Raw genomic sequence first — 20,353 nt, 5'->3', positions numbered from 1 at the left:
AGTTTTATCACGCGTTGCCCGTTACCGATCGCGCTGGACCACTGCATCGCGGAAACCTTTGGCCTTCGCCGTTCCGAGTGCACCGCGCGCGTCGGCGTCGCTGGCGAAGGGGCCGATCCGCACCCGCCATAGGTTGCCTGCCTTGCTGACGGTGCCGCTGACCGATTTTGCCGCGGCATTGGCGCGGCTTTCGCTGCTGAACGCGCCGACCTGAACGACATATTTGCCTCGAGCGGTCGTGGTCGGCTGGGCTACCGATTTCGCAGGCGACGCTGCATCAACCGCCATCCGGTCATCGCCGGGCTTGGCCTTTCCTGACGCAATTGGGGCAGCGGGCTGCGCTTCAACCGGCGGCGCGGCGGCGAGTTCCTTCGGAACCGGCATGGCTTTCAGCTTCGTGCGCAGAATCGATAGCAGCGAATCGGGCGTGGCAATGCGTTCCGGCACTGCTCGACCAGCGCGTAGCTGCGCTCTTTCGGCGAGAGGCGGATTGGTGCGGCGTACCCGCACGGCGGACACACCGTCGGTCAAGCCCAGTTGCTCGGCGGCGCCGCTCGACAGGTCGATCAGTCGGTCGCCGACCATCGGGCCGCGATCGTTGACGCGCACCAATATCGTGCGTCCGGTATCGAGCGCGGTCACCTCGACATAGCTGGGCAGCGGCAGCGTCTTGTGCGCGGCACTGATCCCGGCGGGATCGAATATCTCGCCATTGGCGGTCGGTCGTCCGGCCAATTCATCACCATACCAGCTAGCATAGCCGACATCGTCATAATCGGCGATGTCCGACGGGGTGTAGGTCGTACCGCCGATCGTATAGGGATCGCCAATCTTGACCGGCGTGTCGCTTACGCCGTTGGCCGATTGCGCGGGGGCTGGGCTGGCGGTCGGCCCGCCATCGCGCTCGCCACCGAAACTGCCGCAGCCGGCGAGCAGCAGCATCGCCCCGGCCATCAGCGCCGTTTTTCTACCGATCGATTTCATCCGCCAGCAACCCCACTGATAGTGCGTAAAAATTGGAACAATTATAGTCCAATATCGCACGATAGTTACCGGTCAGCAAATATGCGGTCCGTCCGGGGCCATCGGGTTCCAGCAGCACCGCCTGAACCTGTCCGTCGGGCCAGCGGCCGCCGATCGGTTGGATGCCGTCGGCGCGCCATTCGGCCATCGAGCGCCAACGGCTGTGGCGCGCGAAAACGCGGGGGCAACGAGTGGGGGTGAGGCGGCTAGCGAAACGATTGCGATCAAAGCTGCTCGGCACCGTCACGGCCACGCCCCACGGCTGTCCGGCGCGCCAGCCGGCGCGGCGCAGGTAGGCGCCGATCGATTCGATGGCATCGGCTTCGCTCGACCAGATGTTGGCACGACCGTCACCGTCGCCATCTTCGGCGACCGCCAGATAGACCGAAGGCAGGAACTGCGGATAGCCAAAAGCGCCGGCCCAACTTCCCTTCAGCACGTTGCGTGGCACACCCTTTTCCACCATTTCCAGCGTCGCGATGAATTCGGGCTCGAAGAGGCTCCGGCGGCGTCCTTCATACGCCAGCGTCGCCAGCGCTTCGGGCAGGTCAAAGCTGCCGGTGACCTGGCCGTAGGCGGTTTCGTGGCCGTAAATCGCGATCATGATGCTGGTCGGCACGCCAGTACGCGCCTCGATGCGCGCGAGCAAAGGCAGCAGTCGGTCATGAACGCGGCGGCCGCCATTGATCCGCGCTGCATCGACATGCCGTGCCTTATAGGGCGCGAAGTTCGGGATCGGCGTGTCGTTGGTCGGCGGACTGCCCAGATTGTCCCGGTCGAGCGCGATCACGCGCGGATTATAGCGCAAACCCGCGGTGACGCGGTCGAACGTCTGGCGTGAAACCCCGCGTGCCTGCGCCTTCGGCCATAGCGACTGAACATAAGCGTCGAAACCGCTGTCGGCGCTCTGCGCGTATAGCGGCGCCGATGCGGTAAAGAGGCTGGCCGACAGGACGGCGGCGGCGAGAGCAAAAATGCGCCAGATTTTCGAAACGATAGCTTGCATGATGTTCCCACCCATAAGGCGTGTCTCGCACAGATGCGAGCGCCTTGGCTAGCTAATGGCAGGACGAGCCGAGTCATTCGCACGGCGGGCTGAGCCGACAAGGTTTTTCTTGCCGCATCGGCCCATCGCGCTATGGCGGCGACCGTGCGGACAGGTGGCCGAGTGGTTTAAGGCAGCGGTCTTGAAAACCGCCGTGGGTGCAAGCTCACCGTGGGTTCGAATCCCACCCTGTCCGCCACTTCGGAACAACGGTGGGCACTCCGCCCGCCGCCGTGGCTACGCCGTTGGCCGAGAGCAACCGTAGCAGGCTGCTCTTTGAGCCCATGATTCGAACTTCCCCGCGATCAACCTCAACCCGCTGCGCCAGCGCGCGAAGATGGTCGCGGCGGTAGCCGCCGCCCTCCACGCGGATGCGTCGCCGCGCGGTAGAGGCGAACTTGTGCAGCATCGTCGGCGTGATTGCCTGTTGCGCCGAGCTGTGAAGCAGTGCCGAGGCGCGTTCGGAATCCGCCCGCGCTTGGTCGCGCGTCGCCTTGAGGCCGTCAATGCGATCCTTGAGCGCGGGATCATCCAGATCGGCGATGCCGCTTTCGATCGCATCATAGAGGCGCTTCAAGCGCAGCTCCGTTTCGGAGGCGCGCCTGTTCAGTTCCGCGATATGCTCGCGGCGCCGGTCGGATCGCTCCTGCCGACGATCGAGCACATCGGACAGCACATCTTCCAGCCGGTCAGGATCGAGCAGCCGTTCCGAGAGATAGCCGGCGACGAGATCGTCTAGGCGCTCCATTGCGACGGTCATTCCTTCGCAAGCCGTCGCGCCCTGCCGCGCCTTCATCGAGCACGTATAGTAGCGGTAGCGCCCACCTTTGCCCGTGCGGATTGTCATCGCGCCGCCGCACTTCCCGCAATAGATCAAGCCCGTCAGCAGCGTCGGGCCACCGACGACCTGCGGATGGGCGACCTTTGGGCTGCGCGATTTCAAGTGCGCCTGAACCGCGTCGAAGGTCGCTTGGTCGATGATCGGCGGAACCTCGACCGCGATCACTTCGTCAGCCGGCTTCAATTCCTTCGACTTGCCGCGCTTGTTGAACTCATGCCGACCCGCATAGGTCGCGCGGGTCAGCATCCGATGCACCGTGCCAATCCCCCAACGTCCGCCGTCGCGGGTGAAGATACGGCGTTCGTTGAGGTGCTTGGTGATCGTCTTTACGCCCATCGGCCCGGACGTGCCGTCGCCTTCCAGCGCCAGCTTGAACGCCAGCCGCACCGTATCGGCGTGCAGCGGGTCAATCTCCAGCTTCTTCTTGACCTTCGCGCCGCGCTGCTCGGCCGCCACGACGCGGTAGCCGATCGGCGGCAGCGAGCCATTCCAGAAGCCCTGCCGGGCATTCTCCTTCAACGCGCGCAAGACGTGCTTTGCGTTCTCCTTCGACTGATATTCGTCGAACAGCGCCATGATCTGCCGCATCATCACGTGCATCGGATCGTCGCCCATCTCCTGCGTGATCGACAGCAGCTTGACTCCGTTCTTGGCGAGCTTGCGGACGTAGAACTCCAGCTCGAAATGGTCGCGGAAGAAGCGCGAGAAGCTGTGGACCACGACGACATCGAACGGCGCGGGCTTGGACGTGCCCGCTTCGATCATGCGTTGGAACTCCGGCCGACGATCATTGGTCGCCGACGCGCCCGCCTCGACGAAGGTGTCAACCAGCTCCAGTCCGCGCGACAGGCAATAGGCTTCGCCTTGTTTGCGTTGATCGGGGATCGACACGTCATGCTCCGCCTGCCGCGCCGTCGAGACGCGCAGATAGAGGGCGGCGCGCAGCGGCACGGTCATGGCAACGAACTCCTCACATCATTGGCACGGCCCGAACAACTCGTCGAAGACATCGCCGAACCATGCCTCAAATACATCCACCTCGGCGGTCGTGACCGGGATGCGCTCTGGCCAGTCGTCTGTGACGGTCCAGGCAGAAAGATCGTCCTTTGGCGGTCGCCCGGCACCCGGCCGGACAACAAACGCCATTTCGGCATAGTCGAGTAGATCGTCCGGGCATTGCCGGAGACGGCGTGGGGTTCGGCGACGGAGCTTGCGAGGCGCGGCCATTCCGACAAGGTGCCGTCCACCCGCCCCGCGCGCAAAGCCGCAACGTCGGCGTAGCGCAGATAGGAGCCGAGGGCGGCGTGCGGCAGGATCAACCGATGTGCATCAGTCGGCATGGTCAGTCTTCCGACTCGAAGCTGCGGTTCTCGCGGCAGTGCCAGAGGCGTAGAATGAAGATCGTTGCGTCTGCGATTTCGTAGCGCAGCTCGTAGTTGCCGACGATGATCCGCCGGACCTCGCGCGGCTCGTAGGCTTCCAGCTTCTCGCCGATCCGGGGATAGTCGAGCAGCCGATCCGGCGCGCGTGCGAGTTGCTGCACGATCCGCGCCGCAGCTTCTGGAGCAACCGGGCGCAGGTGCTCGTGTAGTCGCACGAGATCTGAGGACGCCCTGCCGGTCCACTTGATCCTCATGCTGACGGCGGCGGCAACGGCGTGTCGGTGCCGAGGCTGTCAGCCCAAGCCTGTATCGCTTGATGGTCGATCACCCGCCCCGCGTCCACATCCGCCAAGGCTTCGAGCGTCATCCGATGACGCTCCTCTTCCTGATCGACCCAGGCGGCGAGCGCCTGTTTCATCACCCAGCCGCGCGAGCGTTCGAGCCGCAAGGCCATCGCCTCGACCTTTTCCGCCAGTCCGATGGGGACGTGCGCCGTCAAAACCTTAGTGTCTGTGGCCATAGTAGCACTCTCTATCAGTGTGATTAAAATATAATCGAAAAGGCGATGGGAAGCAAGTTGGTGCCTCCCTACGGGACCGCCGCTCTATCTTCGCTGCGCTCCGACCGAGCCCCAATGGGTCTCGGCCCTACCGGGTGACGATCAGCATGGCGAGCGGGCGCTGGCGCGCCGATAAGCCAATCCGCCGGGCGGATTGCAGTTGTTCGAGAGTACGGAGATCGGGCCAGGGCTACGCCGTCCCGATCGCATTGTTTGTTTCTCTCCCCGTCGGTGGGGTGGGCGACGCTTCTCTCTAGGCCCGCCGCGCCGGGCGGCAACGCGCACGCGCGTCCTCCACGATGTTCCGGCCCGGAGGGTGCCGCCCGGCTCCGTCGGCGGGCCTGCCGATCCGCTTTTTCGCCGCCCACCCCATTCCGGGGTGAGTGCGGTTTTTAGGAGAAGTGTGATGAACGCTGTTACCGAAACCGTAGCCGCCGAGCCTGTGTCGGGCGTCGAGATTTTCGTGCCCCTCGCCAAGCTCAAGAAGTCCCCCCGCAATGCCCGCAAGGTGTCGCACGGGGAAGCCGCTATCGAGGCGCTGGCCGCTTCGATCCAGCACAAGGGGCTGATCCAGAACCTTGTCGTGGAGCCGGAGATCAAGGAGGACGGGACGCCGACCGGCTACTATCTCGTTACCGCTGGCGAAGGCCGCAGGCTGGCGATGCTGCTGCGCGCCAAGCGCAAGCAGATCAAGAAGTCCGAGCCGGTGCGTTGCTGGCTCGATACCGCCAACGACCCGTCCGAAATCAGTCTCGACGAGAACGTAACCCGGACCAACATGCACCCCGCCGACGAGTTCGAGCGGTTCCGCGAGCTTGCGGACGGCAAGGGTTGGGGAGCGGAGGAAATCGGCGCGCGGTTCGGCAAGACGGCGGCGGTGGTGAAGCAGCGGCTTCGCCTTGGCGCTGTCTCGCCCAAGCTCTTGCAGGTCTATCGGGAGGACGGGCTTACGCTCGATCAGCTTATGGCGTTCGCAATCACCGAGGACCATGCCCGGCAGGAGCAGGTGTTCGCGGGCCTGCATCACAACCGCGAGCCGTGGATCATCCGGCGCGACATGACCGCGAGCAATGTTCCGGCGACCGACCGGCGCGCGCTGTTCGTCGGGGCCGACGCCTATGTCGAGGCGGGCGGCAACATCATCCGCGACCTGTTCAGCGAAGACCGGGGCGGGTTCTTCGAGGATGCGGGCTTGCTCGACACGCTCGCCGCCGAGAAGTTGCAGGGGGTTGCCGAGGAAATTCAGGCCGAGGGCTGGAAATGGGCCGAGGCCCATATCGACTACCCCCACGCCCACGGTATGCGGCGCTTCTATCCGCAGTCGGTTCCGCTGTCCGACGAGGACGAGGCGCGGCTGGAGGCGCTGTCCACTGAGCATGACGAGCTTGCCGAAGGCTATTCGTCCTATGACGAAATGCCGGAGGACGTGGCGGCGAGACTGGAGGCGGTGTCCGATGAGATCGACGCCATTTCCGAGAAGCGTTCCGCCTACGACGCCCACGTGATCGCCCACGGCGGCGCGTTCGTGGTGCTTCACCATGACGGCAGTGTCAGGGTCGAGCGCGGTTTCGTCCGTCTTGAGGATGAGGCGTTGGCGGACCCGCAGCCCGAACCGGAGGCCGAAGGCGATGCGCTCCCTCCGCAGACCGTGGAGGACGAGCAGCCGGAGGACGGCGACGAGGACGTGCAGGATGTCGAGGGGGACGAGGAACCCGGCAAGCCGATTTCCGACAGCCTCACCCGCGACCTGTCCGCCTATCGGACGCTGGCGCTGCGCGTCGCCTTGGCCGACCAGATCGATATGGCGTTGGTCGCGCTCACCCACACGCTCACCGCGCAACTGTTCTACAGCTATGCCGAGGCGGGTTGCCTTGAGGTGCGTCCGACCGTGACCCCCTTGGGGAGCCACGCTGACAGCATCGAGGACACCCCCTTGGCGGCGCGGGCGGGTGAGCAGCGCGAGGCATGGGCCGAGCGTATGCCGCGCGACGTGGCGGACCTGTGGGGCTTCATCGTCGCGTTGGACGACGAGAAGCGGCTGGCGCTGCTGGCGCATTGCGCGTCCCGCACCGTCAACGCCCTGCGGCTGCCGTGGGACCGCAAGCCCCGGACGCTGCAAACGGCGGACAGGCTGGCGAGCGCGCTGGCGCTGGACGTGGCGAAGGACTGGACGCCTACCGTGGACAGCTACTTTGGCCGCGTCACCAAGGCGCATATCGTGGAGGCCGTCGCGGAGGGCGTGTCGGAGGACGCCGCTCGCCGTATCGCGGACATGAAGAAGCCGGACATGGCGCGAGCCGCCGAACAGCTCCTGGCCGGGACCGGCTGGCTTCCCGCCGTGCTGCGGACGCCGCAGCCGGAGGGCGAACAGCCCACCGAGGGCGAAGCGATTAAGCCGCAGGACGCGGACGAGGACGCCTACGCCGTCGCTGCTGAATAGCGGCAGCGGGCCGGGGCCGCGCGAGCGGTCCCGGCCTTTTCGCGCTTTGACCAGAAAAATTTGCGGCCGCGCCCGTAAGGGGCGCGGCCGCCTCTGCCTTATCGCGTCGCCACGGTCTTGAGCGCAGCGAACGGGGCTAGCGCGAACACCGCTAACAGCCAGAATGCCGCTGCGGACGTGCCCGCGACCCCGCCCGGGTCGGTCAGGCCGCCGAGATTGGCGACCATGCCCGCGAGCGCCGCGCCGATCGCGGTGGCGAACAGTTGCACGGTGGTGATCGAGGCCGAGGCCAGATCCCGCTCGTCGTCGGGCGCGACCTTGAGCACGCGGGTCAGGAGATGCGGCCAGCCCAGGCCGACCCCGAACCCGACTGCCGCCAGCGCTACCGCGATTGGGGCGAGCACATTCCAGGCGCCATCGCTCGGCCGGGGCACGAGCCCCGTCAGCGCCGCCATCCCGATCAGCGCGATGATCGGCGCAGCCTGGACCGCGCGGCGCGCGCCATGCTCGCCCGCGCCGGAACTCGCGATCGATCCCAGCGTCCAGCCCGCTGCCATCAGCGCGGCGAGATAGCCGGCGGTGAGCGGCGTCTGCGCGTGCAGAACCTGGAGGAACAGCGGCACGAAGATTTCGGTCGAGGTCACCGCGACCGCGAGCAGCGCCATCGTCGCATAGAGCGCGCCGAGCGGCGCACCCAGCCGGAACGCCCCGCGCGGCAGCAGCCGGTGGCGGGCCTTGGCTTCAACCACGATCAGCGCGCCGGCGGCGATCAGCGCGGCGACAATCCCGGCGACGTTCCACGCCAGGACGTTCGAGACGCTGCCCGCAGATACGGCGAGCACCGCCGCGGTCAAAAGCACGAGCTGAGTCGTCGGCGTCGCCGTGCGGTCGTTCGAATCGCCACTGCGCCGGGGCAGGACCGCTAGCGCGAGGAACGCGAACAGCGCGACCACCGGCAGCAGCGACCAGAACGCCCCGCGCCACGCATCGAGCTCGGCGAACACCCCGCCGACCGCGGGACCGACGAGCGTGGCGACGCCCCACATTCCCGAGACCAGCGCCATCGCGCGCGGCCACAGTCCTTCGGCGAACACCAGCCGGATCATCGCGTAGGACAGCGCGAACAGGAATCCGCCGCCCAGCCCCTGGACGATCCGCCCGCCGAGCAGCACCGGCATCGACGGCGCGGCGGCGCATGTTAGTGTGCCGAGCGCGAACAGCGCAGCGGCGGCGACGTAAGCGCCGCGCGGCCCGGCCGCGCCGAGCAGCCGCGCCGAGGTCGCCGAGCCAAGGATCGAGGCGACGACGAACAGCGTCGTGTTCCAGGCGTAATAGTCGAGACCCCCGATGTCGCGCACGACCGAGGGGAGAATGGTGGTGGCGATGTAGACGTTGACAGCGTGTAGCGCGACGCCGCCCGCCAGCGCCAGCGAGCGAACGCCGTTGCGGCCTGACAGTAGGTCGGCCCACCGGGCTACGGGTGCGGGCCCAGGTTCGGTGATGTCCATATCGGCTCCTTTCCGGCGGGACTCGCCGCGGGCTTGATTGACGGCCGACATCTCTGATAAAACCTCAACCATTGTTGAGGTCAAGCCCCTTATGACGCAGCGGATCGACACGACCAGGGCGCTCAGCGTCGGCGAGGTCGCGCGACGCAGCGGCGTCGCGATCTCGACCGTGCATTTCTACGAGGCCAAAGGGCTGATCGAAGGCTGGCGCAGCGGCGGTAATCAGCGCCGCTACACGCGCGACGTGCTGCGCCGAATTGCGGTCATCCGCGTCGCGCAGCGCGCCGGTATCGGACTCGCCGACATCCGCGCCGCGTTCGCTGCCGTGCCAGCCGGCCGCACGTTGACCGCACAGGACTGGGGTGCGCTGTCATCGGCCTGGCGGGCCGAACTCGACGCGCGGATCCGCGCGCTCACGCAGCTTCGCGACGAACTGGACGGCTGTATCGGCTGCGGCTGCCTATCGCTGAGCGACTGCCCGTTGCGCAATCCCGGCGATCGACTCTCGGAAACGGGAGCCGGCGCGGTGCTACTGGAGCCCTCGGGTCGATGAGCCGCTAGCGACCGGGTGGTGCCGCAGTTCGCATGACGATCCATCCCGCATCGGCGCGACCGCGCGGCCTCTCGATTGGCTTGATCTAACCGGGGCCGGCTTCGCCTCGCTCGGCCTGGCGCAACGCCGCCGCGCGGCCTTTTTTCCGCCGCCTTCGGCTTTGCATCGCGAAGCAAAAAAGCCGCGCGTCGCCATCCTCCGCTGCGCTTCGGCCGCAAGCGGTGCGCGTCCGATCGTCCCCGCTTCACCGATCGCCATCGAGGCCGCGGCGGTCGTGGCCCGAAAGCGAAAGGAACTTCGACATGGCGACCATCGGCACCTTCACCAAAGCCGACAACGGCAACTTCAACGGCACCATCACCACCGCGACCCTCAAGCTCAAGGCGACGCTCCGGCCGATCGACATGGACGGCGACAAGGCGCCCGACTACCGGCTGACGGTCGGCACGGTCGAGTGCGGCGCGGGGTGGAAGAAGACCAGCCGCGAGAACCGCGACTACATCTCGGTCAAGTTCGACGACCCGACATTCCCGGCTCCGATCTACGCCACCCTAACCGAAACGGAGACCGGCGGAGAATACGCGCTCATCTGGTCCCGCTGACCCCATACGGCGCCCCCGCTCCACCGGAGCGGGGGCGCCTCTCGCGTTGAATAGGGCAACTAACCAGACAGCGAATCGAATAGCGGCAGCGGCATTGGGCTGCGCTCCGGCAGCGCGCCGGCGTCATAGGGTGCGATTGTCACCCATTCGACGCGCCAGTCCAGCGTCAGCTCGCCGTGACCAACGCGCGAGATCCCCGCGCCGTCCACCACGACCCGGAAGTCGAAGCGATCTTTTTCGGCTTCGAGGCGGCCTTCGATCAGCGAACCGTCGCTCGCCGCCAACAGGAAACGCTCCTCCACCTCGTCATAGGGAACGCGCAGCGTCTTTGTGATGTCGCCCCCGACCGCGATGCGCTGGCCGGGCTGTCCTGTTATGGTGATGCTCATACCGACTCCTTGTTGGCGGTTTGGATCAAAACAGGAACAAATGGCAAGCGTTGTTTGCTGGCGCCGCAGGCGACGCGGTGCTTGGGGCTCTGCCCCCGGCGCACTACAAGCGGCTTCCGCCCAGCTTCCTCCACGCGCGAGCGCGTTCCGTGCAGCCGGTTCCCCGCGAAGCTGCTTTCCGTTTGCACCCCCGGTCTCGCCGACGGGCAGGGTTTCAGCGCGGCGCTCCGCTGCGCGGAAACCCAAGCCCAAGGAGGCCAAAATGCACTATCAGCTTGCCACCCGGTTCGGCCGCAACGCCCACCAGATCAGCGGCCGGGAGCCGCTCGACAACGAGGCGCTGTATCGCCACGTCCCGTCCATCTTCGCGCGCGAGGCGCACGACAGCCGTTCAGATCGCTACGTCTATGTTCCGACCATCGACATCGTGGAGGGGCTGCGCCGGGAAGGATGGTTCCCGTTCTTCGCCGTCCAGTCCGTCCCCCGCGACGGCAGCCGCCACGGCCACGCCAAGCATATGCTTCGCCTGCGCAGGGATGACGGCATCGGCAAGCCGGAGGCCGCCGAAGTCATCATCGTCAACAGCCATGACGGGACCAGCGCCTATCAGATGTTCGCCGGAATGCTGCGGTTCGTCTGCACCAACAGCATGATTGCCGGTGAGCGGTTCGAGGAGGTCCGCGTGCCGCACAAAGGCAATATCGAGCATGACATCATCGAGGGCGTTTGCACGGTCGCGGAGGACTTCCCCCGGCTGATCGACGCCAGCGAATCGATGAAGGCGATCCAGCTTTCGCCGGATGAGCAGCGCTTGCTTGGCGAGGTTAGCCTTGTTGCGCGCTATGGCGACGACGAAAGCCCGGTTCGGCCCGAGCAGATCATCGAGCCGCGCCGCCGCGAGGATGTGGACCGCAGCCTGTGGACCACCTTCAACGTCATTCAGGAGAATGTCGTTCGTGGCGGGTTGCAGGGCCGTAAGCGCAACGCCGAGGGCCGTATCCGCCGCGCGCAGACCCGCGCGATCAATGGCATCGACCAGAATGTGACGCTCAACCGCGCGCTCTGGACGCTGGCCGAAGGGATGCAGCGCCTCAAAGCGGCCTGACCCATAATTACCGCAGGGCCGGAGTTTCCGGCCCTGCGGCTTTGCCATTTTCGCGCCGATCCGCTGCGTCGGATCGGCGGCGGCCGCGCGTCCCAAGGTCCGCGCGGCCGCAACGGCGCGCTCGCCGGGCTGGCGCCCGGCTCGCGCTCAAGTTTTGCGAAGCTAGTCGGTTTCGGAGGGATCGAGTTGGGCGATAAGATCGGCGGGCGTGACACCAAGCGCGGAGGCCAAGTGAAACAAGGTGACGACCGTTGGATTGCGCAGGCCGCGCTCCAAATCGCTGACATATTGTTGGGTAAAACCGGACGTCTCGGCAAAGCGCTCCTGGGTAAAGCCCTTATCCTTCCTCAGCTTGGCGAAGTTCAATCCCACTAGGCGGCGCATATCCATGCGCGCGAAGCTGGACGCTACATCTCATCCGGTTTATCCCATATCAGTTGTATTGGCTAAATCGCACTATCCGCCGCTGCGGGATGTGCATCTAGCGATGCAAGGCTTGCGCATATCCGGTTCTGTTTTTTGAGCTAGACTGGTTAACGGGGACACCATGAGCACCAGCCAATTCGCTGATCGCGCGCCGGAGGTATCGCAGCTCACGGCCTATGACGAAAGCCATCTCAATGTCTATTTGCGGCTCCTCGATGCGGACGAAGTAGGAGCGGACTGGCGCGAGGCGGCGACCGCGATCCTCGGCGTAGACCCAGCCGCCGAGCCGCAACGAGCCAAGGCGATGCACGATAGCCACCTTGCGCGCGCGCGGTGGATGACGGCGGTTGGTTACGCGCATCTGCTCGGCTGCGAGCGCCCGCTAAGGCGTTAAGTTTAATCCATTTTGGTATCGATTCATTGCTTTCGTCGCAGCGCGCGCGGCACGGTTGAGCGCAACCTTGGCGCTATCGTGCGTCGGTCGAGCCGGAGATGTTCGTCCCCCGCAATCCGCCCTTAGTGCGGTTGGGAGGATGCCATGCCGACGCCCCAGCGCCGGCGCGAGCGACGCGGCGGCAATCTGTCCGACGCGCTTGGTCGCGCCGATATAGCCGCCGAGTTTTTGCGGCGAAACCACACGTATCGCGCCGAACATGCGCAGATGCAGCAACGCATCGCGGACGGCGCCGTCGTCAAGGACGCCGCCGAGACGGCGTTCGCGCGGCGCTGGGGGTTATCCTTTCGCCACTGCGCCGGATGACCTTTCAGACCCGGTCGTCTGGCGCCCGGAGCTGACCGCCGTCACGGTCATTCTCGACGCCGCGCCGGATGGATTCGAGACCGCCGCTCCGGTCGATCCGCGCGCGCTCGGCGCGCTGCTCGCCGACCTAGCCGGGATCGATGGACGGCATGTTGTCGTCGCCGATGCGGCCGGCGAGCATCGGCTGTGGCTGCGTGATTCGCAGCCTGGCCGCCCGCTCGCTGCCGTCATTCCGCTCGACAAGGATTTCATTACCCGCATCGCCAGCCTGTTGCGTTTCCACCGTCGCCTGCTCGGCCGGGCGGCCGGGCCGCTACCGCGCGGCTGGCCGCTCACCGCCTATCGGCTGGCGCGGCTCGACCTGATGCTCCGCGCGCTCGACCTGCGCGATGAGGGCGCAACTTATCGCGAGATCGCGACCGCCTTGGGCCGCGACGACGCCGCCCGGCTATCCGCGAGCGACTGGAAAATGTCGGCGTCGCGCTCTTTCGTGGTGCGCTTGGTCCGCGACGGCATCGCCATGATGAACGGCGACTACCGCAAACTGCTCCGCATCCGTTGATCCGATTCCCCCCAGCGACACCTTCTAGGGGGTGGTCGCATCCGTGCAGCCGCACATCTTCATACCCCACCCGGCCGCCTCGGTTCTGACAATTACGCCTCCTGCCGCCACCGCCCGCAGGAGCCGTCACTTGTCCGATACGCCCTCCAATCTGCCGCCCCGCTTCCTGCGCACGCCGGAAGCCGCGCGCTTTCTCGGCCTCTCGGGGCGCACCCTGGAGAAGCACCGCTATTTCGGCACCGGCCCGGCCTACCGCCGGATTGGCGGCCGCGTCGTCTATTCGGTCGATGACCTGCGCGCCTGGGCAGACATCGGCATCAAGCACTCGACCTCCGATCCGGGGCAAGACGACCTCATGCCGCGCGCGGATTCCGCTATCGCCCGGAGCCGGCGATGACCGTCCCGCCGTCACCCATGCGGCACCGCCAGCCGTCCGAAGACGGCATGACCCGCGTCGAGCTGACCTGGATCGAGAAGCGGATCGAGCACTGGATCAGGTTCGGCCGCGTCGCCGTGGACGAGATCGTTGATCGCCGCCGCCGCATCGTCCGCTTCCGGCTAGGCGCGATCTTCGCGTTCGTCCGCTGGGCGGCGAACGACTACGGCACGGTCAGTTCGCGCATCGACATCGTGCGCGCGGTCGGTGCAGGCGAGCCGTTCACGACGCTCCCGTTCGTGCGGCCAGGCGGCGAGATCCTGCTCAAGATCGAAGGCTGGCCCAAGGTCAGCCAAGTGCTCGCCGCGATCGACGCGACCGAGGCGGCTGGCGTCGATCCGTGCGACGCCGCGCCGGATCATTGGCGGCACGTCCACAACCGCATCGCAGCCGGACAACCGCCGCGCCCCTATACGATGGAGCGCCATCGCGCCTGGCTCAAACGCCAGGAGATCGAGCGATGACCCGCCGCAGATGGGCCATTGCGACGGCCTCCGCCGCCTCGCTGTTCGGCGCGTCGTTCCTCGCCGTGGCGGTGTTCGATCCGCTCCCGCGCGTCGTCTGGAACGCCAGCGCGAGCGCGCCGATCGGGCTCTACCGGATCGAACCGTTGCCCGATCCGCCGCATGGCACGCTGGTCGCCGTGACGCCGCCCGCGCCGCTGGCGCGCTGGCTGGCGGAGCGCGGCTATCTCGGCGAGCGCGTGCCGCTGTTGAAGCATGTCGCGGCCCGGCCGGGGCAGATCGTTTGCCGCATCAACGCAGTGGTGAGCGTCGATGGGCGGCCCGTCGTCGTCGCCTTGCAGCATGACGGCATGGGCCGTCCGCTTCCGGTCTGGCAGGGCTGCCGCACGCTGCGCGCCGGCGAGCTGCTGATGCTCAACCCCGACCACGCCGACAGCATGGACGGCCGCTATTTCGGGCCGCTGCCGGCCTCGACCGTGCTCGGCCGCGCCGTCCCGATCCTCACCCGCGACTCCCCGACCGCGCCGCTCGTCTGGCGCTGATCCGCTTCACCGCCTGCCAACTCAAAGGAGATCATCATGCAGATCGGCAGCTTCTTCCGCACCGCCAAAGGCTACGAAGGCATCATCGAGACGGCGACCCTCGACATCCGTATCTCGATCGTTCCGGCTGAGCAGAGCGACGCCGACAAGGCGCCGGACTGGCGCGTTCACCGCGGCGACGGCGGCGAAGGCCCGGAGATCGGCGCCGGCTGGAACGAGAGCGGCGAGCGCGCCGGGGATTATGTCTCGCTGCGCATCGACGATCCCGCGTTTGCGCAGCCGATCCGCGCCGCGCTGTTCCAGAACGCCGCCGACAAGTCGGCTTGGTCGCTGCGCTGGAACCGCCAGCCGAAGTCGCGCGAGCAGGACTGATCCCGTGCGGCCGATCATCATCCCTTTGTTCGCGGGAAAGCCTTCTCATCCCTTCGTCCCGCTCGGTCGCAGGCCGGCCGGGGCGCGCAGCGAAGGTCGAGGGCGGCCGAAGGCCGGCGCTTTGCGCGCACCCTTGACCGCAGCGAGCACGCCGGCAGGCTGGCGACGGAGCGGAGTCGGATCGGCAGTGGTGCTCGCCGTCGTCCTGCTGTCCGGCGGCGTCGCGCCGGCCCCGGCGATGGCGCAGGAAATGCCGGTCGCTCGATCGGCGCTTGTGCATCCATACGCCGCTCATGTCGCCTCGGCCGCGCGGCGGTTCGGCATCCCCGAGGCGTGGATATGGGCGGTGATGCGCGTCGAGAGCGGCGGCAATGCCCGCGCCGTGTCGCGCGCCGGGGCGACGGGCTTGATGCAGATCATGCCCGCGACCTGGGCGGGCCTGCGCACCCGTTACGGCCTCGGCCCCGATCCGTTCGACGTGCGCGACAACATCATGGCGGGTGCCGCTTATCTGCGCGAGATGCACGACCGCTACGGCAACGCGAGCGCGATGCTGGCGGCCTATAATGCGGGACCGGGCCGCTACGACGACTTCGTGTCTCGCGGCCGTCCTCTGCCTCCGGAAACGGTCGGATATCTCGACCAGCTCGCACCGATTACGGGCGTATCAGGCGCGGTGGAGGTGGCGGCGAATGCTACGCCTGATCCGTTCGCATGGCGTCGTGCGGCGCTGTTCGTCCGCACCGCTAGCGCCGCTTCGGAAACTGTCGCCGGGGAGTCGGGCGGCGAAGTAGCCGCATCCGAACCACCGACCGACCGACCGACGTCCGGCGACGTTCGCGCGGCTGAGCCGTCCGCTAATGAGCCGCGCGACACGCTGTTCGTGCCCCGCGTCCGCGCGGGCCGACCGCGATGATCCGCGCGGGAGCCCCATCCTCCGTCCGAAGCAGCAATGGCGCTGGGGAGGAGGAAAACGGCAGGGACAGACGAGGGCAAGATATAAGCCGCACCCCGTTCAGACGAAAAGCCGAGGCTTTTCCGTGGCTTCACGCGGGGGCGTCAGTCGACGCGCGTGCCGCGCGGAAGGGAAAAGTCAGCAATATCAACGCGCCGAACGGCACCATAGGCCATTTTCGGCCGAAAGCGGCCCGGCCGTGAGCGACGACAGCGAGTTCCGCGTCCGGCCAGGCAAGGTCAAGCGCAGCAAGGCGCAGGGCCGCAATGCCCGCGGCCTGGTCGCCGAGGTGCTGCGCGTCGCCGCGATCCACAGCGGCGGCCGGCGCAGCGGCGGAGCATCGCGTCGTGGCAGCCCGTCCACTTTCGGCCGGGGCCGCACGGCATTCGCGCGCAGCCGTCTGTTTGGCTCGGGCCGGCGCGTCATGGTCAAGATGCTGCCCGTTACCACGCGCAGCCGGGGCGGCCGGCGAATGGCGCCGCTGTCCGCGCACGTCGCCTATTTGAAGCGTGAAGGCGTCACCCGCGACGGCTCGCCGACGCGCATGTTCGATGCGGCCGAGGACAACGCCGACGATCGCGGTTTCACCGAGCGGTGCAAGGATGACCGGCACCATTTCCGGGTCATCGTGTCGCCGGAGGATGCCGCCGACCTGACCGACCTGCGTGAATACACGCGCGACCTGATGCGGCAGATGGAGGCGGACTTGGGGACGCGGCTCGATTGGGTTGCGGTCGATCACTGGAACACCGACAATCCGCACGTCCACTTGCTCGTGCGCGGCGTTACCGATCAGGGCGCCGATCTCGTTATCTCCCGCGACTACATCAGCCACAATCTTCGCTCGCGCGCGCAAGACCTGGCGTTCGCCGAGTTGGGGCCGAAGCCCGAAAATGAGGTGCAGCGCGCGCTCGACCGTGAGGTGACGGCGGAACGCTGGACCCGGCTCGATACCGAGATCCAGCGTTCTGCCGACGAGCTGGGCGTGATCGACCTGCGCCCCGAGCGCCCCGGCCCGGACGATCCGCGGCTCCGCCGTTTGATGGTCGGGCGCTTGCAGCATCTGGAGACGATGGGGCTCGCGGTCGAGGGAGATGCCGGCCAATGGGCGGTGGCGGAAGGCGCGGCGGCGAAGCTGCGCGAGCTGGGCGCGCGCGGCGACATCATCCGCACGATCGGCGCGGCGCTGGAACGACGGGGGCAGGACCGGCCGCTCGACAGCTACGCCGTCGTCAGCGGCGCGCCCGAGAAGCCGATCGCCGGCCGGCTGATCGACAAGGGGTTGCACGACGAACTGACCGGCACGGCCTATGCGGTGATCGACGGCACGGACGGTCGCACCCACCATGTCCGACTGCGCGGCATCGAGGCGCTGGAGCACAGCCCCAAGCTCGGCGGCATCGTCGAGCTGCGCGCGATCGGGCGGGCCGGCGAGGAGAAGCCGACGCTGGTGCTCGCCACGCGGTCTGACCTCGACCTCGCCGCGCAGATAAAGGCGCCCGGCGCGACCTGGCTGGACCATCGGTTGATCGAGCGTGGCGCCAGCGTCGCGGACGGCGGGTTTGGCGCGGAGGTGCGCCGCGCGATGGATGCGCGCACCGACCATCTCGTCAAGGAAGGGCTGGCGCGCAGGTTCGGCGAGCGGACGGTGTTCGAGCGCGGGATGCTCGACACGCTCCGCAAGCGCGAGCTGGACGCGGTTGGCGCGAAGATCGCGGGCGAGACCGGGCTTGCCTATCGGCTTGCCGGCTCCGGCGAGAAGATCGCCGGCGTCGTGCGCCAGCGCCTTGCGCTCGCATCCGGCCGCTTCGCCATGATCGACGACGGCCTCGGCTTCCGGCTCGTGCCTTGGGCCAGCACCCTCGAACAGCAACTCGGCCGTCAGGTGTCCGGCGTCGTCCGAGCTGGCGGCGGCATCGACTGGACGCTGGGCCGCAAGCGCGACCTTGGCATCTGAATCAGGAGACCTTCATGTCCGCGACCAAAATCCTTTGGGGCCAGATCATCATCGTGTTCCTGATCGTGCTCGCCGGGGTGTGGGGCGCGACACAATGGACCGCCGCCGCGCTCGCCTATCAGCCCGAGCTGGGGCCACCTTGGTTCGAGGCGTTCGGCTGGCGGGTTTATGCGCCGCCCGCTTTCTTTTGGTGGTGGTTCAGCTTCGACGCCTATGCGCCCCGCATATTCCTGACGGGCGCCTATATCGCTGCGTCCGGCGGGTTCGCGTCGATCGCGGTCGCCATCGGCATGTCGGTGTGGCGCGCGCGCGAGCTGAAGAACGCCGAGACCTACGGCTCGGCTCGCTGGGCGAGCGAGCGAGAGGTGCGCGCGGCCGGGCTGCTCGGGCCGAACGGCGTCGTGCTCGGAAGACTCGCTCGCGACTATCTCCGCCATGACGGCCCCGAGCATGTGCTGTGCTTCGCGCCAACCCGAAGCGGCAAGGGCGTTGGCCTGGTCGTCCCTTCGCTACTGACCTGGCCGGCGTCGGCGATCGTCCACGACATCAAGGGCGAGAACTGGACGCTCACCGCCGGTTTCCGAGCGCGGCACGGTCGCGTGCTGTTGTTCGATCCGACCAACGCGGCGTCGGCGGCCTACAACCCGTTGCTGGAGGTGCGGCGCGGCCAATGGGAGGTGCGCGACGTGCAGAATGTCGCGGACGTGCTGGTCGATCCCGAAGGGTCGCTGGAGCGTCGAAACCATTGGGAGAAAACATCGCACTCGCTGCTGGTCGGCGCGATCCTCCACGTCCTCTATGCCCAGGCGGACAAGACCTTGGCCGGCGTCGCCGGATTCCTCTCCGACCCGGCGCGCACCATCGAGCAGACGCTGGCCGCGATGATGGCGACGCCGCACCTCGGCGAAGCGGGCGTGCATCCCGTCGTCGCCAGCGCCGCACGCGAGCTGCTGAACAAGTCTGACAACGAGCGATCGGGAGTGCTCAGCACGGCCATGTCGTTCCTCGGCCTATACCGCGATCCAGTCGTGGCGCAGGTCACGCGAGCCTGCCAGTGGCGCATATCGGATCTGGTCGAGGGCGATCGGCCGGCGACGCTGTATCTGGTCGTGCCGCCCAGCGACATCTCGCGCACCAAACCGCTGATCCGCCTCATCCTCAACCAGATCGGGCGCCGGCTGACCGAGGAACTGACGCCGAAGGGCAACCGCCACCGCGTGCTCTTGATGCTCGACGAGTTCCCCGCGCTCGGCCGCCTCGACTTCTTCGAGTCCGCCCTGGCGTTCATGGCGGGCTACGGATTGAAGGCGTTCCTGATCGCGCAGTCGCTCAATCAGATTGAGAAGGCTTACGGCCCCAACAACGCAATTCTCGACAACTGCCATGTCCGCGTGAGCTTCGCCACCAACGACGAGCGCACCGCCAAGCGCGTGTCGGACGCGCTCGGCACCGCCACCGAGATGCGGGCGATGAAGAACTACGCCGGACATCGCCTGTCGCCGTGGCTCGGGCATTTGATGGTGTCGCGGTCCGAGACCGCCCGCCAGCTCCTCACCCCCGGCGAGGTGATGCAGCTCCCACCCGACGACGAGATCGTCATGGTCGCGGGCGTTCATCCGATCCGCGCGAAGAAGGCGCGCTACTATCAGGATCGCCGCCTGGCTGAGCGGATCGCGTCCGCGCCCGCGCCGGAGGCGGCCGGGGTGAGGCCCGATGACTGGACCGGGCGGCAGGCATCCGCCGATCCGAAGCAAATCGCGCGCATCGTTCGCGATGCCGAGGACGCCGCCAATGGTGGGCTGCGCCGCGAGCCCGAGCTGCCGGAGCATGTCGCCATCGCGCCGGAAACGACGGCCCCGCCCGCGCAGGAGTTCGCGATCGTGGAGGACGAGCAGGACGACGCGGCCCGGCAGGCGGCCGTGCGCCGCCGGATGCAGGGACTCGCACGGCAAGCGTCGCTCGATCCGGGCGACGGCATCGACTTGTAGGAGGCCGTCATGCGAACCCGGCTCAACGTCTATTTCCCGCCCGCGCTCGCCAAGCAGGTGGACGAGCTGGCGATCCGCCGCCGCATCTCGCGCTCGGCGATCGTCGAGGCCGCCGTGGCGTCCTACCTCTCGCCAGACGGCGCCGACCGGATGGAGGCGGCGTTTGCCCGGCGGCTTGATCGCTTGTCGCGTCAGGTCCAGCGACTTGAGCGCAACACCGGCTTGACCACCGAGGCGCTGAGCCTGTTCGTCCGGTTCTGGTTGGCCGTGACGCCGCCGCTTCCTGATGAGGATCAGGCGGCGGCACAGGTGAAGGGGCGGAAACGCTATGAGGGCTTCATCGAGACGCTCGGCCGGCGCTTCGCCAGCGGCAAGACCTTGATGGACGAGATACCGGAAGATGTCTGGCCACGTTCAACATCACCCGAGTCGGACTGAATTGCC

General features: G+C 67.2%; 23 protein-coding genes and 1 tRNA gene. 16 read left to right on the top strand and 8 right to left on the bottom strand.

The features are described 5' to 3' along the window. Positions 1-21 precede the first annotated feature (21 nt). Positions 22-984, bottom strand: coding sequence for a septal ring lytic transglycosylase RlpA family protein (locus tag VGN68_RS19530; RefSeq protein WP_327479207.1), 963 nt, complete (start codon positions 982-984; stop codon positions 22-24). Continuing rightward, on the bottom strand, positions 968-2,029 hold the full coding sequence (locus tag VGN68_RS19525) for a lytic murein transglycosylase (protein WP_327479206.1): 1,062 nt from the start codon (positions 2,027-2,029) through the stop codon (positions 968-970). The genes VGN68_RS19530 and VGN68_RS19525 overlap by 17 nt, the downstream gene beginning before the upstream one ends. Positions 2,030-2,177: 148 nt before the next feature. On the opposite strand from VGN68_RS19525, the gene VGN68_RS19520 reads away from it, so the two are divergent. Next, positions 2,178-2,267 (top strand) — tRNA-Ser (locus VGN68_RS19520). Here the strand turns inward: VGN68_RS19520 and VGN68_RS19515 are convergent. The 3 genes from VGN68_RS19515 to VGN68_RS19505 form a co-directional block, all read right to left on the bottom strand. Next, a complete protein-coding gene (locus VGN68_RS19515) occupies positions 2,235-3,866 on the bottom strand; it encodes a recombinase family protein (RefSeq protein WP_327479204.1) in 1,632 nt (543 codons plus the stop codon). The two genes, VGN68_RS19520 and VGN68_RS19515, sit on opposite strands and share 33 nt — an antisense overlap. 385 nt (positions 3,867-4,251) lie before the next feature. Next, the gene (locus tag VGN68_RS19510; protein ID WP_075150518.1) at positions 4,252-4,545 is read right to left on the bottom strand and encodes a type II toxin-antitoxin system RelE/ParE family toxin; all 294 of its coding nucleotides are present in this window, start codon (positions 4,543-4,545) and stop codon (positions 4,252-4,254) included. Then, complete coding sequence (locus VGN68_RS19505) at positions 4,542-4,811, bottom strand: CopG family ribbon-helix-helix protein (protein ID WP_047166818.1); 270 nt, start codon at positions 4,809-4,811, stop codon at positions 4,542-4,544. The genes VGN68_RS19510 and VGN68_RS19505 overlap by 4 nt, the downstream gene beginning before the upstream one ends. A 445-nt stretch (positions 4,812-5,256) precedes the next feature. Between VGN68_RS19505 and VGN68_RS19500 the strand changes: the two genes are divergently transcribed. Continuing rightward, entirely contained in the window at positions 5,257-7,290 is a 2,034-nt protein-coding gene (locus VGN68_RS19500; RefSeq protein ID WP_327479195.1) for a ParB/RepB/Spo0J family partition protein, read from the top strand. Positions 7,291-7,388: 98 nt separating this feature from the next. On the opposite strand, the gene VGN68_RS19495 is transcribed toward VGN68_RS19500, so the two are convergent. Then, complete coding sequence (locus tag VGN68_RS19495) at positions 7,389-8,798, bottom strand: MFS transporter (protein WP_327479193.1); 1,410 nt, start codon at positions 8,796-8,798, stop codon at positions 7,389-7,391. A gap of 91 nt (positions 8,799-8,889) precedes the next feature. On the opposite strand from VGN68_RS19495, the gene soxR reads away from it, so the two are divergent. Together soxR and VGN68_RS19485 are read left to right on the top strand one after the other, a co-directional pair. Beyond that, positions 8,890-9,351 (top strand): redox-sensitive transcriptional activator SoxR, encoded by a 462-nt coding sequence (soxR, locus tag VGN68_RS19490; protein WP_047166816.1) that lies wholly within the window; start codon positions 8,890-8,892, stop codon positions 9,349-9,351. A 302-nt stretch (positions 9,352-9,653) separates the two neighbouring features. After that, positions 9,654-9,953 (top strand): DUF736 domain-containing protein, encoded by a 300-nt coding sequence (locus VGN68_RS19485; protein WP_327479191.1) that lies wholly within the window; start codon positions 9,654-9,656, stop codon positions 9,951-9,953. A gap of 59 nt (positions 9,954-10,012) precedes the next feature. Here VGN68_RS19485 and VGN68_RS19480 read toward each other — a convergent pair whose 3' ends face one another. Then, positions 10,013-10,342: a hypothetical protein gene (locus VGN68_RS19480; protein WP_327479189.1), complete on the bottom strand. Its 330-nt coding sequence runs from the start codon at positions 10,340-10,342 to the stop codon at positions 10,013-10,015. 262 nt (positions 10,343-10,604) lie between these two features. On the opposite strand from VGN68_RS19480, the gene VGN68_RS19475 reads away from it, so the two are divergent. After that, positions 10,605-11,447 (top strand): DUF932 domain-containing protein, encoded by an 843-nt coding sequence (locus tag VGN68_RS19475; RefSeq protein WP_327479259.1) that lies wholly within the window; start codon positions 10,605-10,607, stop codon positions 11,445-11,447. Between the two features lie 162 nt (positions 11,448-11,609). On the opposite strand, the gene VGN68_RS19470 is transcribed toward VGN68_RS19475, so the two are convergent. Beyond that, a complete protein-coding gene (locus VGN68_RS19470; protein WP_047166812.1) occupies positions 11,610-11,837 on the bottom strand; it encodes a helix-turn-helix domain-containing protein in 228 nt (75 codons plus the stop codon). 157 nt (positions 11,838-11,994) lie between these two features. Between VGN68_RS19470 and VGN68_RS19465 the strand changes: the two genes are divergently transcribed. From VGN68_RS19465 to VGN68_RS19415, 11 genes are all read left to right on the top strand, one after another. Further along, complete coding sequence (locus tag VGN68_RS19465; protein WP_327479184.1) at positions 11,995-12,267, top strand: DNA -binding domain-containing protein; 273 nt, start codon at positions 11,995-11,997, stop codon at positions 12,265-12,267. Between the two features lie 144 nt (positions 12,268-12,411). Beyond that, positions 12,412-12,633, top strand: a complete 222-nt coding sequence (locus VGN68_RS19460) for a transcriptional regulator domain-containing protein (protein WP_075150514.1) — start codon at positions 12,412-12,414, stop codon at positions 12,631-12,633. Further along, the gene (locus VGN68_RS19455; RefSeq protein WP_224762084.1) at positions 12,527-13,195 is read left to right on the top strand and encodes a DUF2285 domain-containing protein; all 669 of its coding nucleotides are present in this window, start codon (positions 12,527-12,529) and stop codon (positions 13,193-13,195) included. The genes VGN68_RS19460 and VGN68_RS19455 overlap by 107 nt, the downstream gene beginning before the upstream one ends. A 130-nt stretch (positions 13,196-13,325) precedes the next feature. Beyond that, positions 13,326-13,592, top strand: coding sequence for a helix-turn-helix transcriptional regulator (locus VGN68_RS19450; protein ID WP_066554494.1), 267 nt, complete (start codon positions 13,326-13,328; stop codon positions 13,590-13,592). Then, positions 13,589-14,095 (top strand): DUF2840 domain-containing protein, encoded by a 507-nt coding sequence (locus VGN68_RS19445; RefSeq protein WP_047166810.1) that lies wholly within the window; start codon positions 13,589-13,591, stop codon positions 14,093-14,095. The genes VGN68_RS19450 and VGN68_RS19445 overlap by 4 nt, the downstream gene beginning before the upstream one ends. Continuing rightward, a complete protein-coding gene (locus VGN68_RS19440) occupies positions 14,092-14,637 on the top strand; it encodes a S26 family signal peptidase (RefSeq protein ID WP_075150513.1) in 546 nt (181 codons plus the stop codon). The genes VGN68_RS19445 and VGN68_RS19440 overlap by 4 nt, the downstream gene beginning before the upstream one ends. A 36-nt stretch (positions 14,638-14,673) precedes the next feature. Next, positions 14,674-15,009 carry a DUF736 domain-containing protein gene (locus VGN68_RS19435; RefSeq protein WP_082746359.1) on the top strand — a complete coding sequence of 112 codons (336 nt, stop codon included), beginning with the start codon at positions 14,674-14,676 and terminating at the stop codon, positions 15,007-15,009. A gap of 238 nt (positions 15,010-15,247) precedes the next feature. Beyond that, complete coding sequence (locus VGN68_RS19430) at positions 15,248-15,925, top strand: lytic transglycosylase domain-containing protein (protein WP_327479257.1); 678 nt, start codon at positions 15,248-15,250, stop codon at positions 15,923-15,925. Positions 15,926-16,163: 238 nt separating this feature from the next. Further along, on the top strand, positions 16,164-17,921 hold the full coding sequence (locus tag VGN68_RS19425) for a relaxase/mobilization nuclease domain-containing protein (RefSeq protein WP_327479162.1): 1,758 nt from the start codon (positions 16,164-16,166) through the stop codon (positions 17,919-17,921). Between the two features lie 14 nt (positions 17,922-17,935). Then, positions 17,936-19,909: a conjugal transfer protein TraG gene (locus VGN68_RS19420; RefSeq protein WP_327479160.1), complete on the top strand. Its 1,974-nt coding sequence runs from the start codon at positions 17,936-17,938 to the stop codon at positions 19,907-19,909. 9 nt (positions 19,910-19,918) lie between these two features. Further along, on the top strand, positions 19,919-20,347 hold the full coding sequence (locus VGN68_RS19415) for a CopG family transcriptional regulator (protein ID WP_296218645.1): 429 nt from the start codon (positions 19,919-19,921) through the stop codon (positions 20,345-20,347). Positions 20,348-20,353 lie beyond the last annotated feature (6 nt).

This window comes from Sphingopyxis sp. (genome assembly GCF_035998965.1).
Classification (GTDB): Bacteria; Pseudomonadota; Alphaproteobacteria; order Sphingomonadales; family Sphingomonadaceae; genus Sphingopyxis.
This window is presented reverse-complemented; position numbering and strand designations above follow the sequence as displayed.

Coding starts and splice junctions, on each gene's coding strand:
- VGN68_RS19525 (WP_327479206.1), bottom strand. CDS start 2,029: ATGCAAGCTATCGTTTCGAAAATCTGGCGCATTTTTGCTCTCGCCGCC.
- VGN68_RS19440 (WP_075150513.1), top strand. CDS start 14,092: ATGACCCGCCGCAGATGGGCCATTGCGACGGCCTCCGCCGCCTCGCTG.
- VGN68_RS19495 (WP_327479193.1), bottom strand. CDS start 8,798: ATGGACATCACCGAACCTGGGCCCGCACCCGTAGCCCGGTGGGCCGAC.
- VGN68_RS19505 (WP_047166818.1), bottom strand. CDS start 4,811: ATGGCCACAGACACTAAGGTTTTGACGGCGCACGTCCCCATCGGACTG.
- VGN68_RS19530 (WP_327479207.1), bottom strand. CDS start 984: ATGAAATCGATCGGTAGAAAAACGGCGCTGATGGCCGGGGCGATGCTG.
- VGN68_RS19515 (WP_327479204.1), bottom strand. CDS start 3,866: ATGACCGTGCCGCTGCGCGCCGCCCTCTATCTGCGCGTCTCGACGGCG.
- VGN68_RS19465 (WP_327479184.1), top strand. CDS start 11,995: ATGAGCACCAGCCAATTCGCTGATCGCGCGCCGGAGGTATCGCAGCTC.
- VGN68_RS19435 (WP_082746359.1), top strand. CDS start 14,674: ATGCAGATCGGCAGCTTCTTCCGCACCGCCAAAGGCTACGAAGGCATC.
- VGN68_RS19460 (WP_075150514.1), top strand. CDS start 12,412: ATGCCGACGCCCCAGCGCCGGCGCGAGCGACGCGGCGGCAATCTGTCC.
- VGN68_RS19420 (WP_327479160.1), top strand. CDS start 17,936: ATGTCCGCGACCAAAATCCTTTGGGGCCAGATCATCATCGTGTTCCTG.
- VGN68_RS19510 (WP_075150518.1), bottom strand. CDS start 4,545: ATGAGGATCAAGTGGACCGGCAGGGCGTCCTCAGATCTCGTGCGACTA.
- VGN68_RS19500 (WP_327479195.1), top strand. CDS start 5,257: ATGAACGCTGTTACCGAAACCGTAGCCGCCGAGCCTGTGTCGGGCGTC.
- VGN68_RS19485 (WP_327479191.1), top strand. CDS start 9,654: ATGGCGACCATCGGCACCTTCACCAAAGCCGACAACGGCAACTTCAAC.
- VGN68_RS19415 (WP_296218645.1), top strand. CDS start 19,919: ATGCGAACCCGGCTCAACGTCTATTTCCCGCCCGCGCTCGCCAAGCAG.
- VGN68_RS19480 (WP_327479189.1), bottom strand. CDS start 10,342: ATGAGCATCACCATAACAGGACAGCCCGGCCAGCGCATCGCGGTCGGG.
- VGN68_RS19430 (WP_327479257.1), top strand. CDS start 15,248: ATGGCGCAGGAAATGCCGGTCGCTCGATCGGCGCTTGTGCATCCATAC.
- VGN68_RS19445 (WP_047166810.1), top strand. CDS start 13,589: ATGACCGTCCCGCCGTCACCCATGCGGCACCGCCAGCCGTCCGAAGAC.
- VGN68_RS19455 (WP_224762084.1), top strand. CDS start 12,527: ATGCGCAGATGCAGCAACGCATCGCGGACGGCGCCGTCGTCAAGGACG.
- VGN68_RS19475 (WP_327479259.1), top strand. CDS start 10,605: ATGCACTATCAGCTTGCCACCCGGTTCGGCCGCAACGCCCACCAGATC.
- VGN68_RS19470 (WP_047166812.1), bottom strand. CDS start 11,837: ATGGATATGCGCCGCCTAGTGGGATTGAACTTCGCCAAGCTGAGGAAG.
- soxR (WP_047166816.1), top strand. CDS start 8,890: ATGACGCAGCGGATCGACACGACCAGGGCGCTCAGCGTCGGCGAGGTC.